Raw genomic sequence first — 20,738 nt, forward strand, 5'->3', positions numbered from 1 at the left:
AACTCTATTCCTCAAGCTGGTCCTCAATCAGGCTGACCGATACCAGCGTGGAAACACCTTTCTCCTGCATCGTGATTCCGTAGAGACGGTCAGACGCCATCATCGTGCCGCGTCGATGCGTGATAACGATAAACTGTGTGTTTGCTGTCAGCTTTCCAAGATATCCCGCAAAACGGTCAACGTTCGAGTCATCGAGCGCCGCCTCAATCTCATCGAGCAGGCAGAACGGGGACGGCTTGAGATTCTGAATCGCAAACAGCAGAGAGATCGCAGTCAATGCCTTCTCTCCTCCCGACAGCTGCATCATGTTCTGCAGTTTCTTGCCCGGCGGCTGTGCAATGATCTGAATTCCCGCCTCGAGAATGTCCTCGTCCTCCTGAAGATTCAGGGTTCCGTGGCCGCCCCCGAAGAGTTCCTGAAAGACCCGGTCAAACTCCTGACGGATCTCCTTAAACTTCTCCTCAAACTGGCGGCGCATTCCGAGATCAAGCTCCTCAATGATCTTTACGAGTGCTTCTTCCGCCTGGACGAGATCCTCATGCTGCCCCTTCATAAACAGGTAGCGCTCCGAGATCTCCTTGTATGCCTCAATCGCATTGACATTGACATTTCCGAGTGACCGAACCTGCTGTTTTAAAGACTCCGCATGCGCGCGAAGTTCTGAAAGATCCGTGAGTGCCGGATCCTTAAGATTCTTTGCGACACTCGGCGTGAGCTCATACTCATTCCAGAGGTAATGAATCCGTCCGTCCTGCTTTTCCTCTAGTTTTTCTCTCTGGCTCTGCAGACGGAAAACTTCCCGGTCAAGCTGGCTGATCTGCCCGGTAAGCGCTTCTCGCCGGTCGAAAAATTCTTTCTGACGTTTTCCTTTTGCCTCCCGCTCGGCAAGTCTCTTCTCAAGAGTGGCGGAAAGCTCCTCCTTCTCCCTGGCGGAATCAGAAATTCTCGCCCGGATCTGCTCAATCTCCTTCTTTTTCTGCTCCACCGCATCCTCAGAGCCCTCGCTTCCGCCCTGCAGCTGCGCAAGCTCCTCTCTCAGTTTCCGGATCTCTTCCTGCACACGCTTGATATTCTCCTGTGCAAACAACTCATTCTGCTTGAGCGCAGAAGCCTCCATACGGATCTGATCGAGTTTCTCCGATGCGCGCTCTCTCGTGCGCTTCGCCTCCTCAAGTTCTCTTCCTCTCTCGGAGATCTCCTGATTGAACTCCTCATTTTTTTCCGCGAGAAGCTCTGTCTCCTTCTTCACTTTTCTCCGGTTCGCCTCAATCTCCTTGAGCTGAGTCTCGAGCTGGCCGTTCTCAAGAACAAGATCTCTCGAGGATTCGCGGATCTCCTCTCTCCTCGTCTCAATCTGTCTGAGCGCAAGCGTACAGGTGTTATAGCGGACCATTGCCTCCTGCATCGACTGACTCAGCTTTGCGCGCTCCCTCTGGTTCTTTGAAAGCGCACTCTCCTGCTCCTTCAGTTCCTGTGCAAGTCTCTGGCTCTTCTCCCCGGCGCGCACACACGCATTCTCAAGTTCCTCAAGCTCTCTCTTTCTTCCGAGAAGATTGCTCGTGTTCTTAAACGCACCGCCCGTCATCGAACCTCCGGCGCTCAAAAGCTCGCCCTCTAACGTGACGATGCGCAGCGTATAGCGGAACTTCTTTGCGAGTGCAATCGCATGGTCAATCGTATCGACGACGAGCACCCGTCCGAGCAGGTGGATCGCAAGCACCTGATATTGCGGCTCGGTCGAGACAAGATCACTCGCCAAACCGATGACTCCCGGTTCCGTGAGTGCTTCCGACTTTGAGAATCCTCCGCCCTGACCGATACTTGTGAGCGGCAAAAACGTCACACGGCCAAAGCGGTTCTTTTTCAGATACTCAATCAGCTCCTTCGCAGTCTGTTCCGAGTCCGTCACGACGTTCTGGATGCTTCCGCCAAGCGCTGTCTCAATCGCCGTCTCATACTTCTTTTTCGTCGTGATCAGATCGGCAACCACACCGTGAATTCCAGAGAAATGCTCTCTCTGTTCCATCACACGCCTTGTGCTGCTTCCATATCCCTCGTAGCGCTCGGCAAGATTCTTAAGAGAATCCAGTTTCGCAGCAGAGATCTTCTGCTCCTGCTGTGCATCCGAGAGAGACTGTCGCAGCTTCCGGCAGGTCTTCTCAAGCAGAGCCGTCTGTCTCTCGCTCTCCGCCTGCGCACCCTTGATCTCCTCAAGTTTTACGCCGGCACGCGCAAGTTCCGTCTGCTGTGCCTCAATCTGCTCATCCTGAACCGACTCATCACTCTTGATCTTCAAAAGTTTCTGACTGACCTCAGAGCGGCGCACCTGAACCTGCTCAAGCATTGCCTCATAGCGCTGCTCTCTCGCACCGAGAGACGCCTTCTCATTCAAGGCCGTGATGATGCCGTTCTTCGCCTCCTCAATCTTCTGTTCGAGGAAGGCAAGATTCTCATCCTGGCTGCGGAGGTTTTCACTCTCCGCCTCTAAGCGAAGACTGCTCTCCCCGGCTTTCTCCGATGCCTCTTCCTTCGCAGCCCGATATGACTCCAGCTGCCGATCGCGGTCCTCCAAATCGCGGGTCACAGACTCCATGCGGGAGCGGATGTGCTCCGCATTCATCTTCTCCGTGTTGATCTGCTCGTGAAGAACGTTGATCTGCCCCTCAAGGTTTCCCTTCTCCATCTCGTGCTGATTTAACAGCGTGCGCTTCTCCGAGATCTCAAGATCAAGTTCTGCCGTCTCCTCCTCGAGTTTCCCGTAGGATTCCTTCAGCTGATCCGACTGTGCATGAACCTGCGAAAGATCTGAGGAGGCAATCTCAAGTTTCTCATCGATCTGGCCTGCCTGCGTCTGAAACTCCTCCGTCTCCATCAGAAACTGGTTGACTTCACAGCGCTTCTGATCCTCCCGCAGTGCAAGATACTTCTTTGCCGTCTCCGCCTGTCTCTCAAGCGGTCCTACCTGTTTCTCAAGCTCTGCAAGAATATCCGTCACGCGGACAAGGTTCTGTTTCTCATCCTCGAGCTTCTTCTGCGCAAGTGCCTTTCGTCTCTTGAATTTTACAATTCCGGCCGCCTCATCGAAAAGTTCCCGTCTCTCCTCCGGCTTTCCGCTTAGGATTTTGTCAATCTGTCCCTGCCCGATAATGGAGTATCCCTCTTTTCCGATACCTGTATCATAGAACAGTTCATTGACATCCTTTAAGCGGCAGGCCGTTCCATTGATGCGGTACTCGCTCTCGCCGGAGCGGTAGAGACGTCTTGAGACCGTCACCTCATCGAAATCCACTGCGAGCTGATGATCGGAGTTGTCCAGCGTGATCGCCACATAAGCGAACCCCTGCGGACGGCGCAGCTGTGTGCCGGCAAAGATGACGTCCTGCATCGTTCCCCCTCGCAGCTGCTTGACTCTCTGCTCTCCCAAAACCCAGCGGACGGCATCCGCCACATTGCTCTTTCCGCTTCCGTTCGGTCCCACAATTCCGGTGATTCCGTTGTGAAACTCGAAGAGAATCCGGTTTGCAAATGATTTAAAGCCCTGAATCTCTATGCTTTTTAAATACATTCCCGATTATTCCTTATTATCTCTCAGCTTTAAAATTCCCCGGTAAGCGGCAACTGCCTCCGCCGCTTTCTTCGTTCTTCCGGTTCCGCGGCCGATCTCCTCACCTCCGAGAAGTGCCCGCACCTCAAACGTCTTATTGTGATCCGGTCCCTCCTCACGGAGAACCTCATACTCCAGATGATCTTCCGTAGAAGCCTGCACCATCTCCTGCAGGATCGTCTTGCTATCATAAAAGAGCTGTTTGTGCTCAATGTCGTTCATAATAAACCGGTGTATGAACTCTTTTGCATTAGCAAAACCACCATCCAGATAAATCGCTCCGATTAACGCCTCCATCGCATCTGACACAACCGAGTTGCGTCCGCGTCCTCCGGTCGCCTCCTCGCCTCTTCCAAGAAGCAGATAGGATCCTAAATCAATGTCAGCCGCACAGTATGCCAGCGTCGGCTCACACACAATGCTCGCGCGGATCTTCGTCAGTTCTCCCTCCGGCTTGTCCGGATACATGTGAAAAAGGAAATCACTTGAAACTACTTCCAGAACCGCATCTCCAAGAAACTCCAGACGCTCATTGCATCCCGCCTTGCTTAAACGATGCTCATTTGCATAAGAGCTGTGTGTCATCGCCTGAGCAAACAGCTTTTCATCCTGAAACTGATAACCAATCTTTTGTTCCAGTTCTTTTAATTCCCGATTCATTTTTTCTCCTTATAAGTAAAAGGGGCGCACGGACATTTCCGACAGCCCCTTTTGTTTTCTCGCACTTTTAATTAGTTCAGAACGCTCTTGATCTGGTCAACAGCATCTGCAACGCTTACGATCTGCTCTGCTGCCTCAGTCGGGATCTCGATATCAAACTCCTCCTCGATACCCATGATGATCTGGAAAATATCCAGAGAGTCTGCGCCCAGATCCTCCACAAAGGTAGTATCCATGCTGATCTCGTCTGCGCTTACGTTCATAACCTCCGCGATGATGTTCTGCAGCTTCTCGAATTCCATATCTTTTCTCTCCTCTTCCTATTTCTTTTTCTTTTTTTGTTTTCTTTTTTAACTATCCTGTTTTTCCGTCTTCAGGCTTTCCTGAATCTTCTCGTTGATCTTCTGTTCCTTGAAGGTCACACACTGGATGATGGAGTTGCTCACTTCCACTGCCTTTGCACTTCCGTGTGTCTTCACAACGAGTCCCTTGAGTCCCAGAAGCGGTGCTCCGCCGTACTGGGTCGCATCAAATGACTTGAGCGTCTCCTTGAGCGCAGGCTTCACTAACAGCGCTCCAATCTTGCTTCGAAGAGAACTCATCATTCCCTTCTTCACAATATGCATCAGAGTCGATGCCGTTCCCTCATAAAGTTTCAGGATCACATTTCCCGTGAACGCCTCACAGACAATGACGTCTGCCCCGCCATGCGGAATCTCCCGCGCCTCAATGCTTCCGGTAAAGTTGATGTCTGAGCACTCTTTCAGGAGAGGAAATGTCTCTTTCACAAGCGCATTGCCCTTCTCCTCCTCGACTCCGACATTCACAATGCCGACTCTCGGATGTGCAATTCCCACTACATGTTCCATGTAGATCGAACCCATCCGAGCAAACTGAAGCAGGTGGGACGGTCTTGCATCCACATTGGCTCCGCTGTCAAGCAGGAGGGAAACGCCCTTCTCCGTCGGAATCAATGCACCGAACGGCGGTCTCTCCACTCCCTTGATTCTGCCGACAATGACCTGTCCGCCCACAAGAATCGCTCCTGAGCTTCCCGCAGACACAAAAGCGTCAGCCTGCCCGTTCTTTACCAGATTCATGCCAACCACAATCGAGGAATCCTTCTTCTTGCGGATCGCATTTACCGGCGGTTCTCCGGTCTCAATCACTTCCGATGCCGGAACAATCTGAATCTGCTCCTTCGGATACGAAAACTTATTCAGTTCCGCCTCAAGAACTTCCTTACGGCCAGTCAGCAAAACCTGAATGTCACTTCTGCGACCCACCGCGTCCACAGCACCTTTTATGATCTCGCCAGGGGCATTGTCTCCGCCCATCGCGTCTACTGCTACCTTAATCATGCCGATTCTCCTTTCCGGCTTTTGTCTTTCCATTCCTTAATTACTATACTAGATTATATTTTATAAATCAACATGAATTTCTCCAAATTTTTTGAAGAGCAAAATTGGAGTTTTGGGGACAAAAAAAGACTTCCGGACAAAATCCGAAAGTCTTCTGATATTCATTCGCATGGAGTTCGCAAATTGATTCAGGAATTAGTCCTCAACCTTAACGATCTCTTTCTTATTGTAAGACCCACAAGCCTTGCACACACGATGAGGCATCATCAGCGCGCCACACTTGCTGCACTTTACTAAATTTACAGCGCTCATTTTCCAGTTAGCTCTACGCTTGTCGCGTCTTGCTTTGGAAGTTTTATTCTTTGGGCAGATAGACATGGTTTACACCTCCTTAAACTTTTGAAATAAATCCTGGATTACTGACATTCTTGGGTCTGGCGAACTCTGGTCACAGGAGCAAGCCGTGTGATTCCGGTTCGCACCACATCTATTGCAAATCCCTTTGCAGTCTTCCCTGCACAATACCTTCATAGGCAGATTCAGCAATAGCTCGTTACTGAGCAACCGGTTTACATCCAGATTATAACCGCTTACATAGGGCTGCTCGTTGAGATCAGCGGCACGCTCTTCCTCTGTCTTGCTCATATCCAGCTCGTCCTCAAGGGTAAGATCGAAAGGACAATCCACCGGCTCCAGGCACCGGTCGCATGGGATCTGCAAAGTCACCTTTGCCTGACCCTCAAGCATCAGCTTGCGATCTCCGAGATTCCGAATATGAAGAGACACAGGCTCTTTTGACACGATGGGATATACTCCATCTCTGGTCTGAAGACCATCCATGTCAATCTCGCATGTATAGCTTTTCTCTTTTCCATCTCTGGTAAACAGCTCTGTTAAATTAATCAGCATATTAATCTCCTAATACGCACCTTAAACATTATACATATATGGTCTTGCTTTGTCAATAAAAAGTTTTATCTTTTTCTAAATTTTTCCGCAAAATGCGGGAAACAACGGCGGTCACCCCAAAGTCTCATCTGCTTCGGATCACCGCCGTCTTCCAAAACCACTCTGCAATTCTGTCAGGAGTTCTGTTGATTACTCGGTCAGACGCTTGGTCTCACGTGCGATTGCTAACTCCTCGTTGGTCGGGATCAGCATTACCTTTACCTTGGAATCAGCAGCGGAAATCACTCTGTTCTTTCCTCTTACATCGTTTGCCTCATCGTCGATCTTAACGCCGAGGTAACCAAGATACTCACATACGTTCTTTCTGGTTGCCTTATCGTTCTCACCAACACCTGCGGTAAATGCGATTGCATCTACGCCGTTCATTGCTGCGGTGTAAGCACCGATGTATTTTGCTACGCGGTAAACAAATGCCTCGAGAGCAACCTCTGCAAGGTGATTGCCTTCCTTCGCTGCGGTCTCGATATCACGGAAATCGCTGGAAACGCCGCCGCTCATGCCGAGTACGCCGGACTTCTTGTTCAGGATGTTGAGAACCTCGTCAACGCTCTTGCCTTCCTTGTTGCAGATGAACTGAACAACGGTCGGGTCGATATCACCACTTCTGGTTCCCATGATCAGACCCTCAAGAGGAGTCAGACCCATGCTGGTGTCCACACACTTACCACCGATGGAAGCAGAGATACTTGCACCGTTTCCTAAGTGGCAAACGATAACCTTTGCAGTCTTCGGATCCAGTCCGCCGAACTTGATTGCCTCGCCGGATACGAACATATGGCTGGTTCCGTGGAAGCCATATCTGCGGATGCTGTACTTCTCATAGTACTCATGCGGGATTGCATACATATATGCCTTCTCCGGCATAGCCATACCGAAAGCGGTATCCCATACAGCTACGTTCTTCTTGCCTGGCATTGCCTTCTCACAAGCCTCGATACCCATCAGGTTTGCCGGGTTGTGCAGCGGTCCTAAGTCGAAGCACTCACGAACAACGCGCTTTACATCCTCGTCCACTACGCAGGACTCGCTGTAAACGGTACCTGCATGCAGAACGCGGTGACCGATTGCGGAGATCTCGTCGGTGCTCTTGATTACGCCGTGCTCCGGATCCTGCAGAGCATCCATAACCATCTGAATTGCTACGGTATGATCCGGCATCGGATTCTCTACGACATACTTGTCTTTGCCAGCCGGCTGATGAGTCAGCTTAGAACCCTCAATACCGATTCTCTCGCATAATCCCTTTGCGATTACGCTCTCATCGGTCATATCGATCAGCTGATATTTCAGGGAAGAACTTCCGCAGTTGATGACTAAAATCTTCATTTCTATATTCTCCTATTTTTTCCTTCATGTGCCCCCGAAATCCAAGCTGACTTCGGGAGCACACAACTTTTAAACGCTAATAATGCATGATGATCGTGGGATCAAACATTTTTGATTCAGCTCAAAGATTTCTCTAATCGTTTTAATTAGTTCATCTGAGCCTGTACAGCGGTGATTGCTACAACGCCTACGATATCGTCAGCAGAGCATCCTCTGGACAGATCGTTAACCGGCTTTGCAATACCCTGGCACATCGGGCCGTAAGCCTCTGCCTTTGCCAGTCTCTGAACCAGCTTGTAACCGATGTTACCTGCATCCAGGTTCGGGAAGATCAGAACGTTTGCGTGACCTGCAACGGTGCTGCCCGGTGCCTTGGAAGCGCCAACGGACTCAACCAGTGCTGCATCAAGCTGCATCTCGCCGTCGAGCTGAAGCTCCGGAGCTGCCTCTTTTGCGATTCTGGTAGCTTCCTGTACCTTGGTTACATCGTCATGCTTTGCACTTCCCTTGGTGGAGTAGGACAGCATAGCAACCTTCGGCTCCTTGCCAACCAGCATCTTGAAGCTCTCTGCAGAGCTCAGAGCGATTGCAGCTAACTCATCAGCAGTCGGGTTCTGGTTCAGACCGCAGTCAGAGAATACGAAGGTACCGTTCTCGCCGTACTCGCAGTTCGGAACTTCCATCAGGAAGAATGCAGATACCAGCTTGGTGCCCGGCTTGGTCTTGATGATCTGCAGGCACGGTCTTAAAGTGTTTGCGGTAGAATGGCAAGCACCAGATACCATACCGTCAGCGTCGCCGTTCTTGATCATCAGACAGCCATAGTAAGCGTAGTCCTTCAGCATGATCTCTTTTGCTTCCTCCGGGGTAAGACCTTTCTTCTTACGAAGCTCTACGAACAGGTCTACATACTCCTGAGTCTTCTCATAGGTGAACGGGTTGATGATGGTTGCTCCGGAGATATCCAGGCCCTTGCTGTTAGCCTCAACCTCTTCCGGTGTACCGATAATGATTAAGTTTGCCAGACCCTCTTTCAGAATCTTCTCAGCAGCCTCAAAGGTTCTTCTGTCCATAGACTCCGGGAGAACGATGGTCTTCTTGTCAGCTTTTGCTTTTTCTTTGATTACATCAATAAATGCCATGGTGCAATACCCCTTTCATTTGTTTAGCGTTTGCTTTTGATACTATTATATAACACCTGTTTTTTGTATACAAGATGTTTTTTCGAAAAAAAATGTTTTTTTTCTCGTACTTCCATTTTATCCCAATCCTCATCTTTCGTCAACGGGGCAGATGAGGGATTTACAGCAAAAAAAACAAACGCTATAATAGGGAAAACCCTATATGCAGAAAGGATTTTTCTTATGAGAACAGCAGGAATTATTGCGGAGTACAATCCGTTTCACAATGGTCATCTCTACCAGATCGAGGAGGTGCGAAAACAGACAGGATCCGACTATGTCGTCGTCGTCATGAGCGGAGATTTTGTCCAGCGCGGAGAACCGGCAATCTTTGACAAATACACCAGAACGCACATGGCACTCGCAGCCGGAGCTGACCTTGTCTTTGAACTTCCGGTCCCCTTTGCGACTGCAAGCGCCGAGCTCTTTGCGCAGGGCGCAGTCTCCCTCTTCGACCAGACCGGTATCATCGATCTTCTCTGTTTCGGGAGCGAGAGTGGCTCCCTAGACGACTTAAAAAGACTTGCCGATGTCCTCGCCACAGAACCGGAGACCTATGTCCAGAGTCTCAAAAAATTTTTAAAGGAGGGAAATTCCTTTCCACTCGCAAGAGAGCTTGCACTGCGCGCCTCTTTAGGGGCAGAATGTTCCCTCTCCTCTCCCAACGATATTTTAGGCGTGGAGTATCTCAAGGCCCTAATTCGGACAGGCAGCACCATAGAACCATTCACGATCCGCAGGGAAGGTCAGCACTACAACGATGCAACCAACCCGGAATCTCTCGGCTCGTTTCCCTCCGCCTCCGCTCTCCGCGCCCTGATCTGCGAAAACAGCAAGCGTCGCTCCCCGGAAGAGCTTTTTAAGAAGCTCTCCCCCTGGATTCCTGCCTCCGCACTTGAAGCACTGAGACAGGAACAGGCGCTCCTGACTCCGGTCTTTGTGGATGATTTTTCCCTGCTTCTAAACAGCAGAATCCTTGAATTATCCAAAAATCAGGTCCCGTTTGAACAATTTGCGGATCTCTCCCCGGAGCTTGCCTCCCGCCTTGGCGCTTCCATCCTGAACTTTGACTCTTTTTCAGGCCGCATCGCTGCCCTGAAAAGCCGTCAGCTCACTTACACCCGAATCAGCCGTGCTCTGCTTCATCTTTTGCTCGGTATCGAGTCGGAAGCAAAATCCCCGGTGGAAGCAGCAGACGTCTCAACCGCTCAACTTCCATATGAAGAGCGTGGAAAACAACGCAAAAAATCCGAGCGCCTTCCATACGCCCGGATTCTCGGCTTCCGCAAATCCGCCTCCCCGCTTCTCTCAAAGCTCAAGGCAAACTCCTCCATACCGATTCTCACAAAGATCGCCGGTGCAGAGGCTAAATTGAGTGAAGATGGCGTGCAGATGTTACGGGAAGAGCTGTTTGCATCTCATCTCTATCAGTCTGTCGTATTCCAGAAAGGGCGACGGATGAAGAATGAGTATACGCGCTCGATCGTTCTGCTTCCGTAATTTGTAAAAGCATACGCTGATACCATTTTTATTACTCTACTCCCACAAGAGCTGTGCAAGCGTTGGCTTTAAGGAAAATTCCTCACAGATTGCTTCGATTTCTGCGCGGTTGTTTTTCTTTCTTCCGCTTCGCACCGCACGAATCAGAATATTCTTCGGCGTATGCTCCATATCGATGAACTCCAGAATCTGGGTCCGGTATCCCTGATTTTCCAGAAGTTCCGCACGCAGGGCATCGGTATAGAGCGCTGCCATTCTCTCCTTGATCAGACCATATCCGAGCACCGGCTTTAAAAGTTCATTCTTCATCTGGCGGTTAAGCTCATGCTGGCAGCATGGAACAGAGAGAATTACTTTTGCTCCCCAGCGCATTGCTTTGGCGAGTGCAAAATCCGTCGCTGTGTCGCATGCGTGCAGTGTTACTACCATATCGACCTGATTGACACCCTCGTAAGAGGCGATATCCCCGCAGAGGAACTTGAGCTTATCGTATCCATAGCGCTCTGCAAGCTGATTGCAGTGTTCAATTACCGTCTTCTTTAAGTCCAGACCAATCACACGGATCGGATATCCCTGTACCTCATGGAGATAATAGTACATCGCAAACGTCAGATAGGATTTGCCACATCCAAAATCAATGATCGTGTTCTCGCGCTCTTTTGAGAGTTCCGGAAGAATATCTTCGATAAATTCCAGAAAGCGATTGATCTGGCGGAACTTGTCATAACGGCTCTTCACAATCGCACCCTTCTCTGTCATCACGCCGAGATCAACGAGAAATGGAACCGGCACACCCTCTGGAAGCAGGTAACGCTTCTTGCGGTTATGATCGAGAACTGCATTCAAAGGATTTCCGCCCAGATTCATCTGTTTTTCTGATGAACCTGATGAGTTCGGCTGAATCTGCGCATACGACTGCTTTGCCGTACTGTTTCGGCGAATCTTTACGGTCACCGTCCCGCTCTTGCTCACAAGTACCGTCGCCTCACCGAGAGCGGAACTCACCTGTGCCTGCCTAAGCACACCCGAAAAGAGGCCTATCAGATATTCGGCAAGCTCTCCCGGTTTTAAATTTTTGTGAAATGCCTGCGTTCCGATAAACTCTTCCGCCTGCATCGTCAGCTCTCCCTTTAAAAGAACCGGGCGGATGCGCACTTTCTGCACACCCTCCCGGTTCACCGGATTGCTGACTATAAGATGTTTCAAATGTTCATTGGCGAACTCATCCACCAGCGAACGGATCTTTTCCACCGACTCCGGTGCGATCCCAACTTTCTTCTTTATAGTCTCTTCCATATTCATTTTCTCAGAGAATCTCATTCTTCATCATACAAGATTCTCAACTTTCCTCTTTTATTTCTTTACATCTCGTATTTTACTGACACTCCAGCAGTTAAAATACCTTAGATTTTTATATACATTGACACTCCCCACAGCTAAAGTAGGTAGACGATTATAAATGGCCAACAGGCAATCCGCGACGCAAGGCGAGAAAGATCCTGCAAACCCGTGCGAAATGCCGGTGCTTAGGTTGCGTCTTCTGCAACCTTATGCACCGCTGCATTGAGCCCGGAGTGAGAACGTGTTTGCGGGACTTATCTCGCCGGCGGAGCGTCACGATTTATACATTATTATGCACGATCGTGTATGATTCGTTGTTTACCGCGCCTCGGCGGAGTGCCGCCCATCGTTATTACAAGTAACTTGTAAATAAATCGCAAATATCTTTTAGTTCTTAAAGCTGTGAATCGGTGCCGGAATCCGTCCGCCACGGGTCACAAACTTCTCACAGGAATAGCGATTGACTGGCATAACCGGTGCATATCCGAGCAGACCACCAAACTCTACGGTATCACCCACACTCTTTCCGATTACCGGAATCACGCGCACTGCCGTCGTCTTCTGATTGATCATGCCGATTGCCGCCTCATCTGCAATGATACCGGAAATCGTCGTTGCCGGAGTATCTCCCGGAATTGCAATCATGTCAAGTCCAACCGAGCATACACAGGTCATCGCCTCAAGTTTCTCAATTGTGAGCGCTCCGAGGGAAACCGCATCGATCATTCCCTGATCCTCACTGACCGGAATGAATGCACCGCTGAGTCCGCCGACGTAAGAAGATGCCATGACGCCGCCCTTCTTAACCTGATCGTTGAGCATTGCAAGAGCTGCCGTCGTTCCCGGCGCACCAACACGCTCAAGACCGATCTCCTCAAGAATCTCTGCGACACTATCACCGACTGCCGGGGTCGGGGCCAGCGAAAGATCAATGATTCCAAACGGAACACCGAGGCGCTTTGATGCCTCCTGAGCCACAAGCTGACCCACACGGGTGATCTTGAATGCTGTCTTCTTGATCGTCTCGCACAGGACCTCAAAGTTTGCACCTCTTGCCTTTTCAAGCGCCACCTTTACCACACCAGGTCCGCTGACACCGACATTGATGATCGCATCTGCCTCGGTCACGCCGTGGAATGCACCTGCCATGAAGGGGTTGTCATCCGGTGCATTACAGAATACAACAAGTTTTGCACATCCAAGGGAATCATTTTCCTTTGTTGCCTCTGCCGTCTCACGCACAATCTGACCCATCAGATTAACCGCATCCATGTTCAGACCGGTTTTCGTGGAACCGACATTGACGGAACTGCACACACGCTCTGTCTGCGCAAGTGCCTGAGGAATTGAGCGGATCAGATTTTCTTCTGCCGTAGTCATTCCCTTGCTCACGAGAGCAGAGTATCCGCCGATGAAATTGACGCCGACCTCTTTTGCCACACGGTCAAGTGTCTTTGCAATCGTCACAAAATCTTCCGGAGTCTTGCAGGCACATCCGCCGACAAGCGCAATCGGGGTCACGGAGATTCTCTTGTTCACAATCGGAACACCGAAATCTCTCGCGATTTTCTCACCGGTCTTTACCAGATCTTTTGCGTAGGAAGTGATTTTCTCATAGATCTTGCGATTCAGCTCATCCAGATTTGCATCACAGCAGTCGAGGAGGCTGATTCCCATCGTGATCGTGCGCACATCGAGTTTCTCGTGCTCGATCATGTTATTTGTCTCGATTACTTCAAACATATTCAACATCGCTATTCACCTCAGTCATCTTTTCTTTTTCGTCACAATACAAATCAAATACCCGAACAAATCAGATATCCGATCAGATACGATGCATCTTGGTAAAGATCTCTTCTCTCTGGCACTTGATTCTCACGCCGATCTCTTCTCCAAGTTTCTCAAGTTCCTCGGAAATCTGAGCAAATGAAGCATCTGCATGCTCCATATCAGCGATCATCATCATGTTGAAATACTCCTGAACGATCGTCTGGGAGATGTCCAGAATATTCACTTTTTTCTCTGCCAGATATGTGCAGACTTTTGCGATGATTCCTACGGTGTCCTTTCCTACTACGGTAATGATAATCTTGTCCATGTTCCTCTTCCGCCTTTCTGAAATGAAATGTGTGGTATTTCTTTTATACAAAAAGAGCTGTTTCCAGCATCTTCTGCATGCCTCAGCATATGCCAGAGTGTGTCTGAACGTGCATTTTGCATACAATCCATCCCGAAATTACAGTTGAATTATCGGTGACAGACCGTCCCGCCCCGCAACGGCAATGGAAAAATCATCCGCCCGGTAAGGCGTATCCCCCTCATTGATTTCCATGCGCACTGTCTCATAGGCGAGCGCCTCATAATTGTTCTCCTTGCTTAAATGGCCAAGCAACACCTGCTTCAGATTATCGTGAAGAATCAGGCTGAGCAGCCGCCCCGCAGTCTCGTTTGACAGATGACCGCGGTCCCCCAGTATTCTGCGTTTCAGATAATACGGATACGGACCGGTCTCCAACATTTTTACATCATGGTTGGCTTCCAGCAAAACCGCATCCAAGCCCTTGAGATGATCCGCCACGTAGGAATCAAAATGTCCCATATCGGTGGCCACCGCAACAGACTTTCCGTCATGACTGACCCGGTACGCAACCGGATCCGCCGCGTCGTGATCTATGGAAAATGGGTCGATCGTGAGATCTCCCACATGAAAAGCGACATCCGGCTGGACCGGATTCAAAAGTTCTTTTGGATATTCCCCCAGATTTTTCATCTGTGCGATCTCATCCAGGGTCCCCTGTGTTGCGTAAATCGGGATCTGGCACTTCCTTGCCAGCACCCCAAGCCCTTTTACATGGTCCGAGTGCTCATGCGTGATCACCACGCCTGCAAGTTCACTGCCCGTAAGTCCAAGTTCATTGAGTCCCTGCTCAATTCGTTTGTTGCTGATTCCGGCATCGACAAGAATGTGCGTCTTCTCAGAACCGACATAGATACAGTTCCCGCTGCTGCCGCTTGCTATACTCGCTAATCTCATTGTACACCTTCCTGCCCGTCTTCCCCATTCTGACTCCCATGTCCAGAAGCGGAAGCGGAAATCTTTTCCATCATCTGTGCGACTTCCCGCTCCACCTCCTCGAGAGTTCCATTGTTATGAATCACATAATCGGACAGCTGTACAAATGACTCGCGATCCTGCTGTTTTGCCATGATCTCCAGACATTTCTCTCTGGAATATCCACGGTTCTTCATCAGCCGTTCGATCCGGATCTGTGGATCTGTGTCCACACAGACAAGAAAATCACAGACCTTCCGGCTGTTCTCATCAAACAGTGCCGCCTCCACAACGACGAGATCGGCACGGCTTGTCTCGCTCATCTGCCGGATGCGTTCCCAGACAAGCGGATGAATCAGCGCATTCACCTTTTTAAGTGCATCCGGATCCCCGAAAATCAGGTTTGAAAAGAGATTCTTGTCAAGCGTCCCATCCGGACACAAAATTCTGTCCCCAAAGATCTTTACCAGACCGCTCCATCCTTCCTGTCCCGGCATCTCTAAATCCTTTGCGACCTGATCTGCCTCAATGACAAAAGCCTTGTACCTGTCTTTTAAAATCTGGAGAACCCTGCTCTTCCCGGCTCCGATTCCGCCGGTCATTCCGATGATCATGCCTAGTCTCCTCTCCCTGTCCGCAGCCGGTGCACCTGCAATCTGCAAATCTCTGCCGCATCTGTCTGCGCAAAGTGCCTGCTCTGTCTGCTGTCTGTCTTAGTTTGCCTTGTGTGCGTTTTTCTTTGCCTCGCGCTGTTTGAGAAGAGATAAGAGCAGATCCTTGGAAATGCTGATATTCTCTCCATACGGATTGATGACAAAACCGCGCAGATCATTTAAGTTGCGGATCAGAATATTTCCATAGTCCTCCATCGTCATGATCAGCGCCTGGTTGTGGCGGTCATCATCGTTCCACTTCTCATACTCGTCAAGATCCGTAAATCCCATATAGTACTTCTCGCCCTTGTCATTCTGAATGGACTCAAAGCGGACGCGAACGGACGGACCGTCCTTCTCAGTCAGAATCGTCTGACGCTGAATCGGAGAAAGCAGTCTCGACTCCATCAGAGCAGCTGCCATCTTTCCGCGCGTATATGCATTGTCATCCTTCAGTACTTCCTGCATCGCATCTACGAGTCTCTGATTCTTGATTGTCTCTGCGGATTCCTTCTTCATATCAATAAATTCCTCACTTTTCTTACTTTTATCTGCATTCATCGGGGGCACTTTTTTGCGCGCTCCCTCTCCTGAATGATTTCTCTTAAGCTTTTTTGTGCAACAATCCATGCCTGCTGAATCGTTATCGTTCTTTATCATATCATAAATCTGAGCACTCATCCATAAAATTTTTCATTTCCGCATATTTTTTGGAAATTATGTATTTTCTGCACGCCTCCGTCTCCGATTCGCCGAACACCAAAATCCCGTGTTCCATCAGCTTTTCTGCCGTCGTTCCATTCCCATCCGTCAGCTTTTTGCTGTGCGTTCCGTCATAGATCCGGCCATGACCGCAGGAGGGGCTCCGCTCTTTGAGTACCGCGCAGGAACAGGAGAACAGTTTGGCAAGCTTCCACGCCTCTCTCGCTCCCTTTTCATACTGCGCCGTCACATCGCTTCCATCCCGCGTCTGCACGCGGTCTCCGATGCGCTCCGCCGGAACTCTCGGTGTTGGAAGACCACCAAAGATCTCCGGGCAGACCGGAATCAGATCCGCGATCTCCATGAGTGCCCGGACTCTCTCATCAAGAACACCCTTCTCATTATAACGGCACTCCGCTCCAAGAAGGCAGGCACTCACAAGCACAGCCGGTCTCGATTTTTGAGTCGTGGACAGCGATTGTGTGGCCGTCCCGCTCTTTTCTTTTAAAAGGATGTGGCGAAGCGTTCCCCCGTATTTTTCCTTTGTCGCAATCACCCGGTAGCCGTGACTCTCCATCGTGTGCAGGCTCGCGTGATTATCCGGATGAACCGTGCACATCAGAAACTTCTGCATCCGTCCGGAAAGTTCTCTCTCCGCCGCCTCCACAAGCCTCCCCTGAAGATGATGCCCCCGAAACTTTGGATCGACCGCAACGGAATCCATATGGGCGACGAGCAGGCGTTTCTCCTCATCAAATCCCGCCTCCACGCCAAGATTTGCCCCCGTCTGCGTGCTTTTTCTTCCGGCAAGTTCCCGGACCCCCGGAAAATCCACAACAAAAAATGCAGCGAGTCTTCGCGCTTTTGTCTCCTCATCCCCGTCATCGGCCTCTGCAAGGAGGGTAAATCCCTCCGCCGACACATGACGCAAAAGCCATGGCATCTCATCCGTCACGTACCAGTCCGGGTGCTCCATCCCCCGCTTTACGCGGTCCATCAGCTCCTTGACCCGGACCATGTCTTCCTTTTCTGCCCGTCGAATCGTTATCTGGTCATCTCTCATCGCTTTTCTTCCTTACGCCTTCTTAGAATTATGCCTTCTTAGAATTATGCTCTCTTAATTATGACTTTTTATTGTTGCTCACTTTTTCCTGATCTTTTATCTCTTCGCACACTTTTCTGCCATTTACTTTGCATCAAACCAGGTTGCCCCCGCATGCGCCTCAACCTCGAGTGAGACGGAAAGATCTGCCGCATGACGCATCTTATCCTCGAGAAGTGCCGTCACTTCTTCCTGCTCGTCCACAAACGTCTCCACGAGGAGTTCATCGTGTACCTGAAGCACAATCCGGGATTTTAAGTTTCTCGCACGCAGTTCCCGATCCACTGCAATCATCGCAATCTTCATGATATCTGCCGCAGTTCCCTGAATCGGGGAATTCATCGCCACTCTCTCTCCAAATGCGCGCTGCATGAAATTCGATGACTTGAGTTCCGGAATCGGACGGCGTCTTCCAAAGAGTGTTGTCACATATCCCTGCTCTTTGCCCTCTTTGACAAGATCATCAAGAAAAGTCTTGACTCCCGGATACGTCTCGAAATATTTATTGATGTAGGCGAGCGCCTCTTTCCGGCTGATGCTCAAATCTTCGCTTAAGCCAAATGCACTGATTCCGTAAACAATTCCGAAATTCACTGCCTTTGCATTCCGTCTCTGAAGCGGGGTCACCTCCTCAAGCGGGGTGTGGAAGACCTGGGATGCCGTGATCGCGTGAATGTCCTGCGCCTCCCGGTATGCCTCAATCAGTCTCGCATCCTTTGACATGTGGGCGAGAATGCGAAGCTCGATCTGGGAGTAATCGGCATCCACAAAGACTGCTCCGTCCTGCGGCACAAAGACTTTTCGGATCTCCCGCCCAAGTTCCATCCTCACCGGAATATTCTGGAGATTCGGCTCCGTGCTGCTGATTCTTCCCGTCGCGGTGATCGTCTGGTTGAAGGTTCCATGGATTCTTCCATCTTCCCTGATATATCCGGCAAGCCCCTCCGCATACGTCGAGTTAAGCTTGGTGAGCTGACGATAGTCGAGAATCATCCGCACAACCGGATACTCCGGTGCCAGCTTCTCGAGCACATCCGCTGCCGTCGAGTACCCGGTCTTCGTCTTCTTTCCGTGCGGAAGCTGCATACGCTCAAACAGAATCTCACCGAGCTGTTTCGGGGAATTGATATTAAACGTCTCCCCCGCACACGCGTAGATCTCCTCCTCCAGCTTCGCAATCTTCTCTTTCAACCTGTCTCCATATGATTCAAGCTGGGCGCGGTCCACCCGCACTCCCGCTTTCTCCATGTGATCGAGGCTGAAAATCAGCGGCATCTCGACCTCATGGAACAGCTTTTCCATTCCGGTGCTCTGAAGGCTGTCAAGCAGTTTCGTCATTGATTTCCATGCGATATAGCCCATGTAGCAGGCACAGGTGCAGGCTTTCTCCTCCCCCGCTGCCATCGCCGCTCCCGGTGTCTTTTTCCCGAGCAGGTCTGCCCTTGACGGGATTGTCATTCCGAGATAATCTCTCGCAAGATCATCATACTCATACGTATCCTTGAGCGGATTTAAGAGGTACCCGGCAATCGCGGCATCAAAGAGTGCTGCCGTCTCCTCAAGTTCCATCACCTTTAGCTGATCCTTGAGTCCGATTGTCGCAACCGTATCGGCTTTCTCTCTCTTCTCAATCAGAGACTTCATCTTGTCCGCAAGATAGGCTCCCGTCAGAAATCCTTCCGCACGAATCGCATAGATCTCATCCTCCCCGAGACAGAGTGCAAGCCCTGCCACTTCCCTCTCGTGAAGAATCAGCTCAAATCCGATTGTCTCAGCCTGTTCTGCCTTCTCAAAGACCGCCTCCGCTCCGGCGAAATCCTCCACTGTCCAGAATTTTTCCTCAATCTGATTTTCCTCAGCGCCGACCTTTGCCGCATCAAACCGTGCCAGAATGGACTTGAATTCCAGACGCTTCATATAGCGGTAAGCCTCCGGCGTGTAGAGATTCTCGATCCGCGCCTCGTCATAGGCAAACGCAACCGGACAGTCGAGACGAATCGTCGCGAGATCTTTGCTCATCTCTGCAAGATCATAGTGCTCTGTCAGCGCTTTCTGCGCGCGCGGGGGACGCACTTCCTCCAAATGGGCTTTGACATTCTCAATGCTTCCGTAAGTGACAATCAGGCTTGTGGCTGTCTTCTCCCCGATTGACGGAACTCCCGGAATATTGTCGGAAGAATCGCCCATCAGTGCTTTCACATCGATAAATTCCGTCGGCGTCACCTGATATTCCCGCTTTACATCTTCCGGGTAATAGTCGTGAATCTCCGTCTTTCCACGGCTCGTCTTCGGAATCCGGATTTTGATGTGGGTGTCCGCAAGCTGCAAGAGATCCCGGTCTCCAGACACGACAGAAACCTCTATTCCCTCTGCCTGGCTCCGCTTTGCAACGGTTCCGAGGATGTCATCCGCCTCATAACCCGCCAGACTTAAGATCGGAATTCCCATCGATGTCAGCACTTCCTTCATCAGCGGAACCTGCTCCCTGAGTTCCTCCGGCATCGGCTTTCTCGTTCCCTTGTAATCCGGGTATTTCTCATGTCGAAACGTCGGCACACTTAGGTCAAAGGCTACTGCCAGATGATCGGCCTGCTCCTCCTCCAAAATCTTAAACATGATATTTAAAAAGCCATACACCGCATTCGTGTGAAGCCCCTCCGAGTTTGTCAGTTCCGGGACGCCGTAAAACGCGCGGTTCAAAATGCTGTGTCCATCAATCAGTACGAGTTTTTCCACCTTGTTCTCCTTTATTATCCTAAATATCTCAAAAATTCCTAATTTTCTAAAGTCCGGGCTGATTTTCCCTGTGACCTGCCTGTTTCCAAAGCTCCCTTTGCAGCCTCGGCATGCTCTTCTTGCGCTTTTGTCCGCAGGTTCTGCGCACCCGCCCAGTCGGGCACAACCGGTTCATCTGGAAACTCCATCACAAAAACTTCGTCACAGGATTCCCGTCTCCGTCCAGATGCGAAGCTGCATCACAAAGAGTGTCAGAACCCCTGCCGCGCAGAGCGTATTGACCGCATAGCAGATCACTTTTCTCAGGCGGGCTGTGCGCACCTTAATCCACGCATCTTCAAGGCTTTCCTCGAGTGCTCCCGCAATGTCGTATCCTCCCGCTCCCGAGTCAAGCTGGCGCAGTCCTAAAGACACTGTATAATAAATCTCCAGTTCCTCCCGACAGTCCGGACAGGTACTCACATGAATCAAAAAAGCTTCTAGCTCTTCCTCATCGAGCTTCATATCAATAAATGGCATAATCAGTTTTTCCGCCTCCCGGCATGTCATCC

Annotated in this window: 19 protein-coding genes and 1 pseudogene; 1 reads left to right on the forward strand and 19 read right to left on the reverse strand. The window is 50.4% G+C overall.

What is annotated here, in order from left to right:
* Positions 1-4: 4 nt before the first annotated feature.
* The 8 genes from smc to pta form a co-directional block, all read right to left on the reverse strand.
* The gene (smc, locus tag ACR0QE_RS06160) at positions 5-3,565 is read right to left on the reverse strand and encodes a chromosome segregation protein SMC (RefSeq protein WP_432627488.1); all 3,561 of its coding nucleotides are present in this window, start codon (positions 3,563-3,565) and stop codon (positions 5-7) included.
* A 6-nt stretch (positions 3,566-3,571) separates the two neighbouring features.
* The gene (gene rnc / locus ACR0QE_RS06165) at positions 3,572-4,264 is read right to left on the reverse strand and encodes a ribonuclease III (RefSeq protein WP_432627489.1); all 693 of its coding nucleotides are present in this window, start codon (positions 4,262-4,264) and stop codon (positions 3,572-3,574) included.
* Positions 4,265-4,335: 71 nt separating this feature from the next.
* Positions 4,336-4,566, reverse strand: a complete 231-nt coding sequence (gene acpP, locus ACR0QE_RS06170) for an acyl carrier protein (protein WP_432627490.1) — start codon at positions 4,564-4,566, stop codon at positions 4,336-4,338.
* 48 nt (positions 4,567-4,614) lie between these two features.
* Positions 4,615-5,625, reverse strand: a complete 1,011-nt coding sequence (plsX, locus tag ACR0QE_RS06175) for a phosphate acyltransferase PlsX (protein ID WP_432627491.1) — start codon at positions 5,623-5,625, stop codon at positions 4,615-4,617.
* A gap of 195 nt (positions 5,626-5,820) precedes the next feature.
* Positions 5,821-6,003 carry a 50S ribosomal protein L32 gene (gene rpmF / locus ACR0QE_RS06180; protein ID WP_177976594.1) on the reverse strand — a complete coding sequence of 61 codons (183 nt, stop codon included), beginning with the start codon at positions 6,001-6,003 and terminating at the stop codon, positions 5,821-5,823.
* Positions 6,004-6,006: 3 nt separating this feature from the next.
* Entirely contained in the window at positions 6,007-6,534 is a 528-nt protein-coding gene (locus ACR0QE_RS06185) for a YceD family protein (RefSeq protein WP_432627492.1), read from the reverse strand.
* A gap of 189 nt (positions 6,535-6,723) precedes the next feature.
* Entirely contained in the window at positions 6,724-7,920 is a 1,197-nt protein-coding gene (locus ACR0QE_RS06190) for an acetate/propionate family kinase (RefSeq protein WP_432627493.1), read from the reverse strand.
* Positions 7,921-8,066: 146 nt separating this feature from the next.
* Positions 8,067-9,062, reverse strand: a complete 996-nt coding sequence (gene pta, locus ACR0QE_RS06195; protein WP_432627494.1) for a phosphate acetyltransferase — start codon at positions 9,060-9,062, stop codon at positions 8,067-8,069.
* 222 nt (positions 9,063-9,284) lie between these two features.
* On the opposite strand from pta, the gene ACR0QE_RS06200 reads away from it, so the two are divergent.
* Positions 9,285-10,601: a tRNA(Met) cytidine acetate ligase gene (locus tag ACR0QE_RS06200; protein WP_432627495.1), complete on the forward strand. Its 1,317-nt coding sequence runs from the start codon at positions 9,285-9,287 to the stop codon at positions 10,599-10,601.
* 36 nt (positions 10,602-10,637) lie between these two features.
* Here the strand turns inward: ACR0QE_RS06200 and ACR0QE_RS06205 are convergent, their stop codons facing one another.
* The 11 genes and pseudogenes from ACR0QE_RS06205 to ACR0QE_RS06255 all read right to left on the reverse strand — a co-directional run bounded on the left by ACR0QE_RS06205 (position 10,638) and on the right by ACR0QE_RS06255 (position 20,736).
* Positions 10,638-11,867: a class I SAM-dependent methyltransferase gene (locus ACR0QE_RS06205; RefSeq protein ID WP_432627519.1), complete on the reverse strand. Its 1,230-nt coding sequence runs from the start codon at positions 11,865-11,867 to the stop codon at positions 10,638-10,640.
* Positions 11,868-12,329: 462 nt separating this feature from the next.
* Positions 12,330-13,694, reverse strand: coding sequence for a PFL family protein (locus tag ACR0QE_RS06210; protein WP_432627496.1), 1,365 nt, complete (start codon positions 13,692-13,694; stop codon positions 12,330-12,332).
* A 73-nt stretch (positions 13,695-13,767) separates the two neighbouring features.
* Positions 13,768-14,040 (reverse strand): ACT domain-containing protein, encoded by a 273-nt coding sequence (locus tag ACR0QE_RS06215; protein WP_308450648.1) that lies wholly within the window; start codon positions 14,038-14,040, stop codon positions 13,768-13,770.
* Between the two features lie 138 nt (positions 14,041-14,178).
* The gene (locus tag ACR0QE_RS06220) at positions 14,179-14,976 is read right to left on the reverse strand and encodes an MBL fold metallo-hydrolase (RefSeq protein ID WP_432627497.1); all 798 of its coding nucleotides are present in this window, start codon (positions 14,974-14,976) and stop codon (positions 14,179-14,181) included.
* Entirely contained in the window at positions 14,973-15,608 is a 636-nt protein-coding gene (coaE, locus tag ACR0QE_RS06225) for a dephospho-CoA kinase (RefSeq protein ID WP_432627498.1), read from the reverse strand. Before coaE ends, ACR0QE_RS06220 begins: the two co-directional genes overlap by 4 nt.
* 99 nt (positions 15,609-15,707) lie before the next feature.
* The gene (locus tag ACR0QE_RS06230; protein ID WP_432627499.1) at positions 15,708-16,166 is read right to left on the reverse strand and encodes an SseB family protein; all 459 of its coding nucleotides are present in this window, start codon (positions 16,164-16,166) and stop codon (positions 15,708-15,710) included.
* A gap of 142 nt (positions 16,167-16,308) precedes the next feature.
* Positions 16,309-16,794 carry a DUF523 domain-containing protein gene (locus tag ACR0QE_RS06235; protein WP_432627520.1) on the reverse strand — a complete coding sequence of 162 codons (486 nt, stop codon included), beginning with the start codon at positions 16,792-16,794 and terminating at the stop codon, positions 16,309-16,311.
* 126 nt (positions 16,795-16,920) lie between these two features.
* A pseudogene (locus tag ACR0QE_RS06240) lies at positions 16,921-17,412 on the reverse strand (GNAT family N-acetyltransferase); the annotation flags it as partial.
* A gap of 123 nt (positions 17,413-17,535) precedes the next feature.
* On the reverse strand, positions 17,536-20,187 hold the full coding sequence (polA, locus tag ACR0QE_RS06245; protein WP_432627500.1) for a DNA polymerase I: 2,652 nt from the start codon (positions 20,185-20,187) through the stop codon (positions 17,536-17,538).
* A 38-nt stretch (positions 20,188-20,225) separates the two neighbouring features.
* On the reverse strand, positions 20,226-20,375 hold the full coding sequence (locus tag ACR0QE_RS06250) for a hypothetical protein (protein ID WP_432627501.1): 150 nt from the start codon (positions 20,373-20,375) through the stop codon (positions 20,226-20,228).
* Positions 20,376-20,388: 13 nt separating this feature from the next.
* Positions 20,389-20,736, reverse strand: coding sequence for an anti-sigma factor family protein (locus ACR0QE_RS06255; RefSeq protein ID WP_432627502.1), 348 nt, complete (start codon positions 20,734-20,736; stop codon positions 20,389-20,391).
* Positions 20,737-20,738 lie beyond the last annotated feature (2 nt).

The organism is Brotaphodocola sp., from assembly GCF_050873065.1.
GTDB lineage: Bacteria > Bacillota > Clostridia > Lachnospirales > Lachnospiraceae > Brotaphodocola.

Excerpts from the sequence above, each read along its gene's own strand:
- smc (WP_432627488.1), bottom strand. The coding sequence starts at position 3,565 with ATGTATTTAAAAAGCATAGAGATTCAGGGCTTTAAATCATTTGCAAAC.
- rnc (WP_432627489.1), bottom strand. The coding sequence starts at position 4,264 with ATGAATCGGGAATTAAAAGAACTGGAACAAAAGATTGGTTATCAGTTT.
- acpP (WP_432627490.1), bottom strand. The coding sequence starts at position 4,566 with ATGGAATTCGAGAAGCTGCAGAACATCATCGCGGAGGTTATGAACGTA.
- plsX (WP_432627491.1), bottom strand. The coding sequence starts at position 5,625 with ATGATTAAGGTAGCAGTAGACGCGATGGGCGGAGACAATGCCCCTGGC.
- rpmF (WP_177976594.1), bottom strand. The coding sequence starts at position 6,003 with ATGTCTATCTGCCCAAAGAATAAAACTTCCAAAGCAAGACGCGACAAG.
- ACR0QE_RS06185 (WP_432627492.1), bottom strand. The coding sequence starts at position 6,534 with ATGCTGATTAATTTAACAGAGCTGTTTACCAGAGATGGAAAAGAGAAA.
- ACR0QE_RS06190 (WP_432627493.1), bottom strand. The coding sequence starts at position 7,920 with ATGAAGATTTTAGTCATCAACTGCGGAAGTTCTTCCCTGAAATATCAG.
- pta (WP_432627494.1), bottom strand. The coding sequence starts at position 9,062 with ATGGCATTTATTGATGTAATCAAAGAAAAAGCAAAAGCTGACAAGAAG.
- ACR0QE_RS06200 (WP_432627495.1), top strand. The coding sequence starts at position 9,285 with ATGAGAACAGCAGGAATTATTGCGGAGTACAATCCGTTTCACAATGGT.
- ACR0QE_RS06210 (WP_432627496.1), bottom strand. The coding sequence starts at position 13,694 with ATGTTGAATATGTTTGAAGTAATCGAGACAAATAACATGATCGAGCAC.
- ACR0QE_RS06215 (WP_308450648.1), bottom strand. The coding sequence starts at position 14,040 with ATGGACAAGATTATCATTACCGTAGTAGGAAAGGACACCGTAGGAATC.
- ACR0QE_RS06220 (WP_432627497.1), bottom strand. The coding sequence starts at position 14,976 with ATGAGATTAGCGAGTATAGCAAGCGGCAGCAGCGGGAACTGTATCTAT.
- coaE (WP_432627498.1), bottom strand. The coding sequence starts at position 15,608 with ATGATCATCGGAATGACCGGCGGAATCGGAGCCGGGAAGAGCAGGGTT.
- ACR0QE_RS06230 (WP_432627499.1), bottom strand. The coding sequence starts at position 16,166 with ATGAAGAAGGAATCCGCAGAGACAATCAAGAATCAGAGACTCGTAGAT.
- ACR0QE_RS06250 (WP_432627501.1), bottom strand. The coding sequence starts at position 20,375 with ATGGAGTTTCCAGATGAACCGGTTGTGCCCGACTGGGCGGGTGCGCAG.
- ACR0QE_RS06255 (WP_432627502.1), bottom strand. The coding sequence starts at position 20,736 with ATGACATGCCGGGAGGCGGAAAAACTGATTATGCCATTTATTGATATG.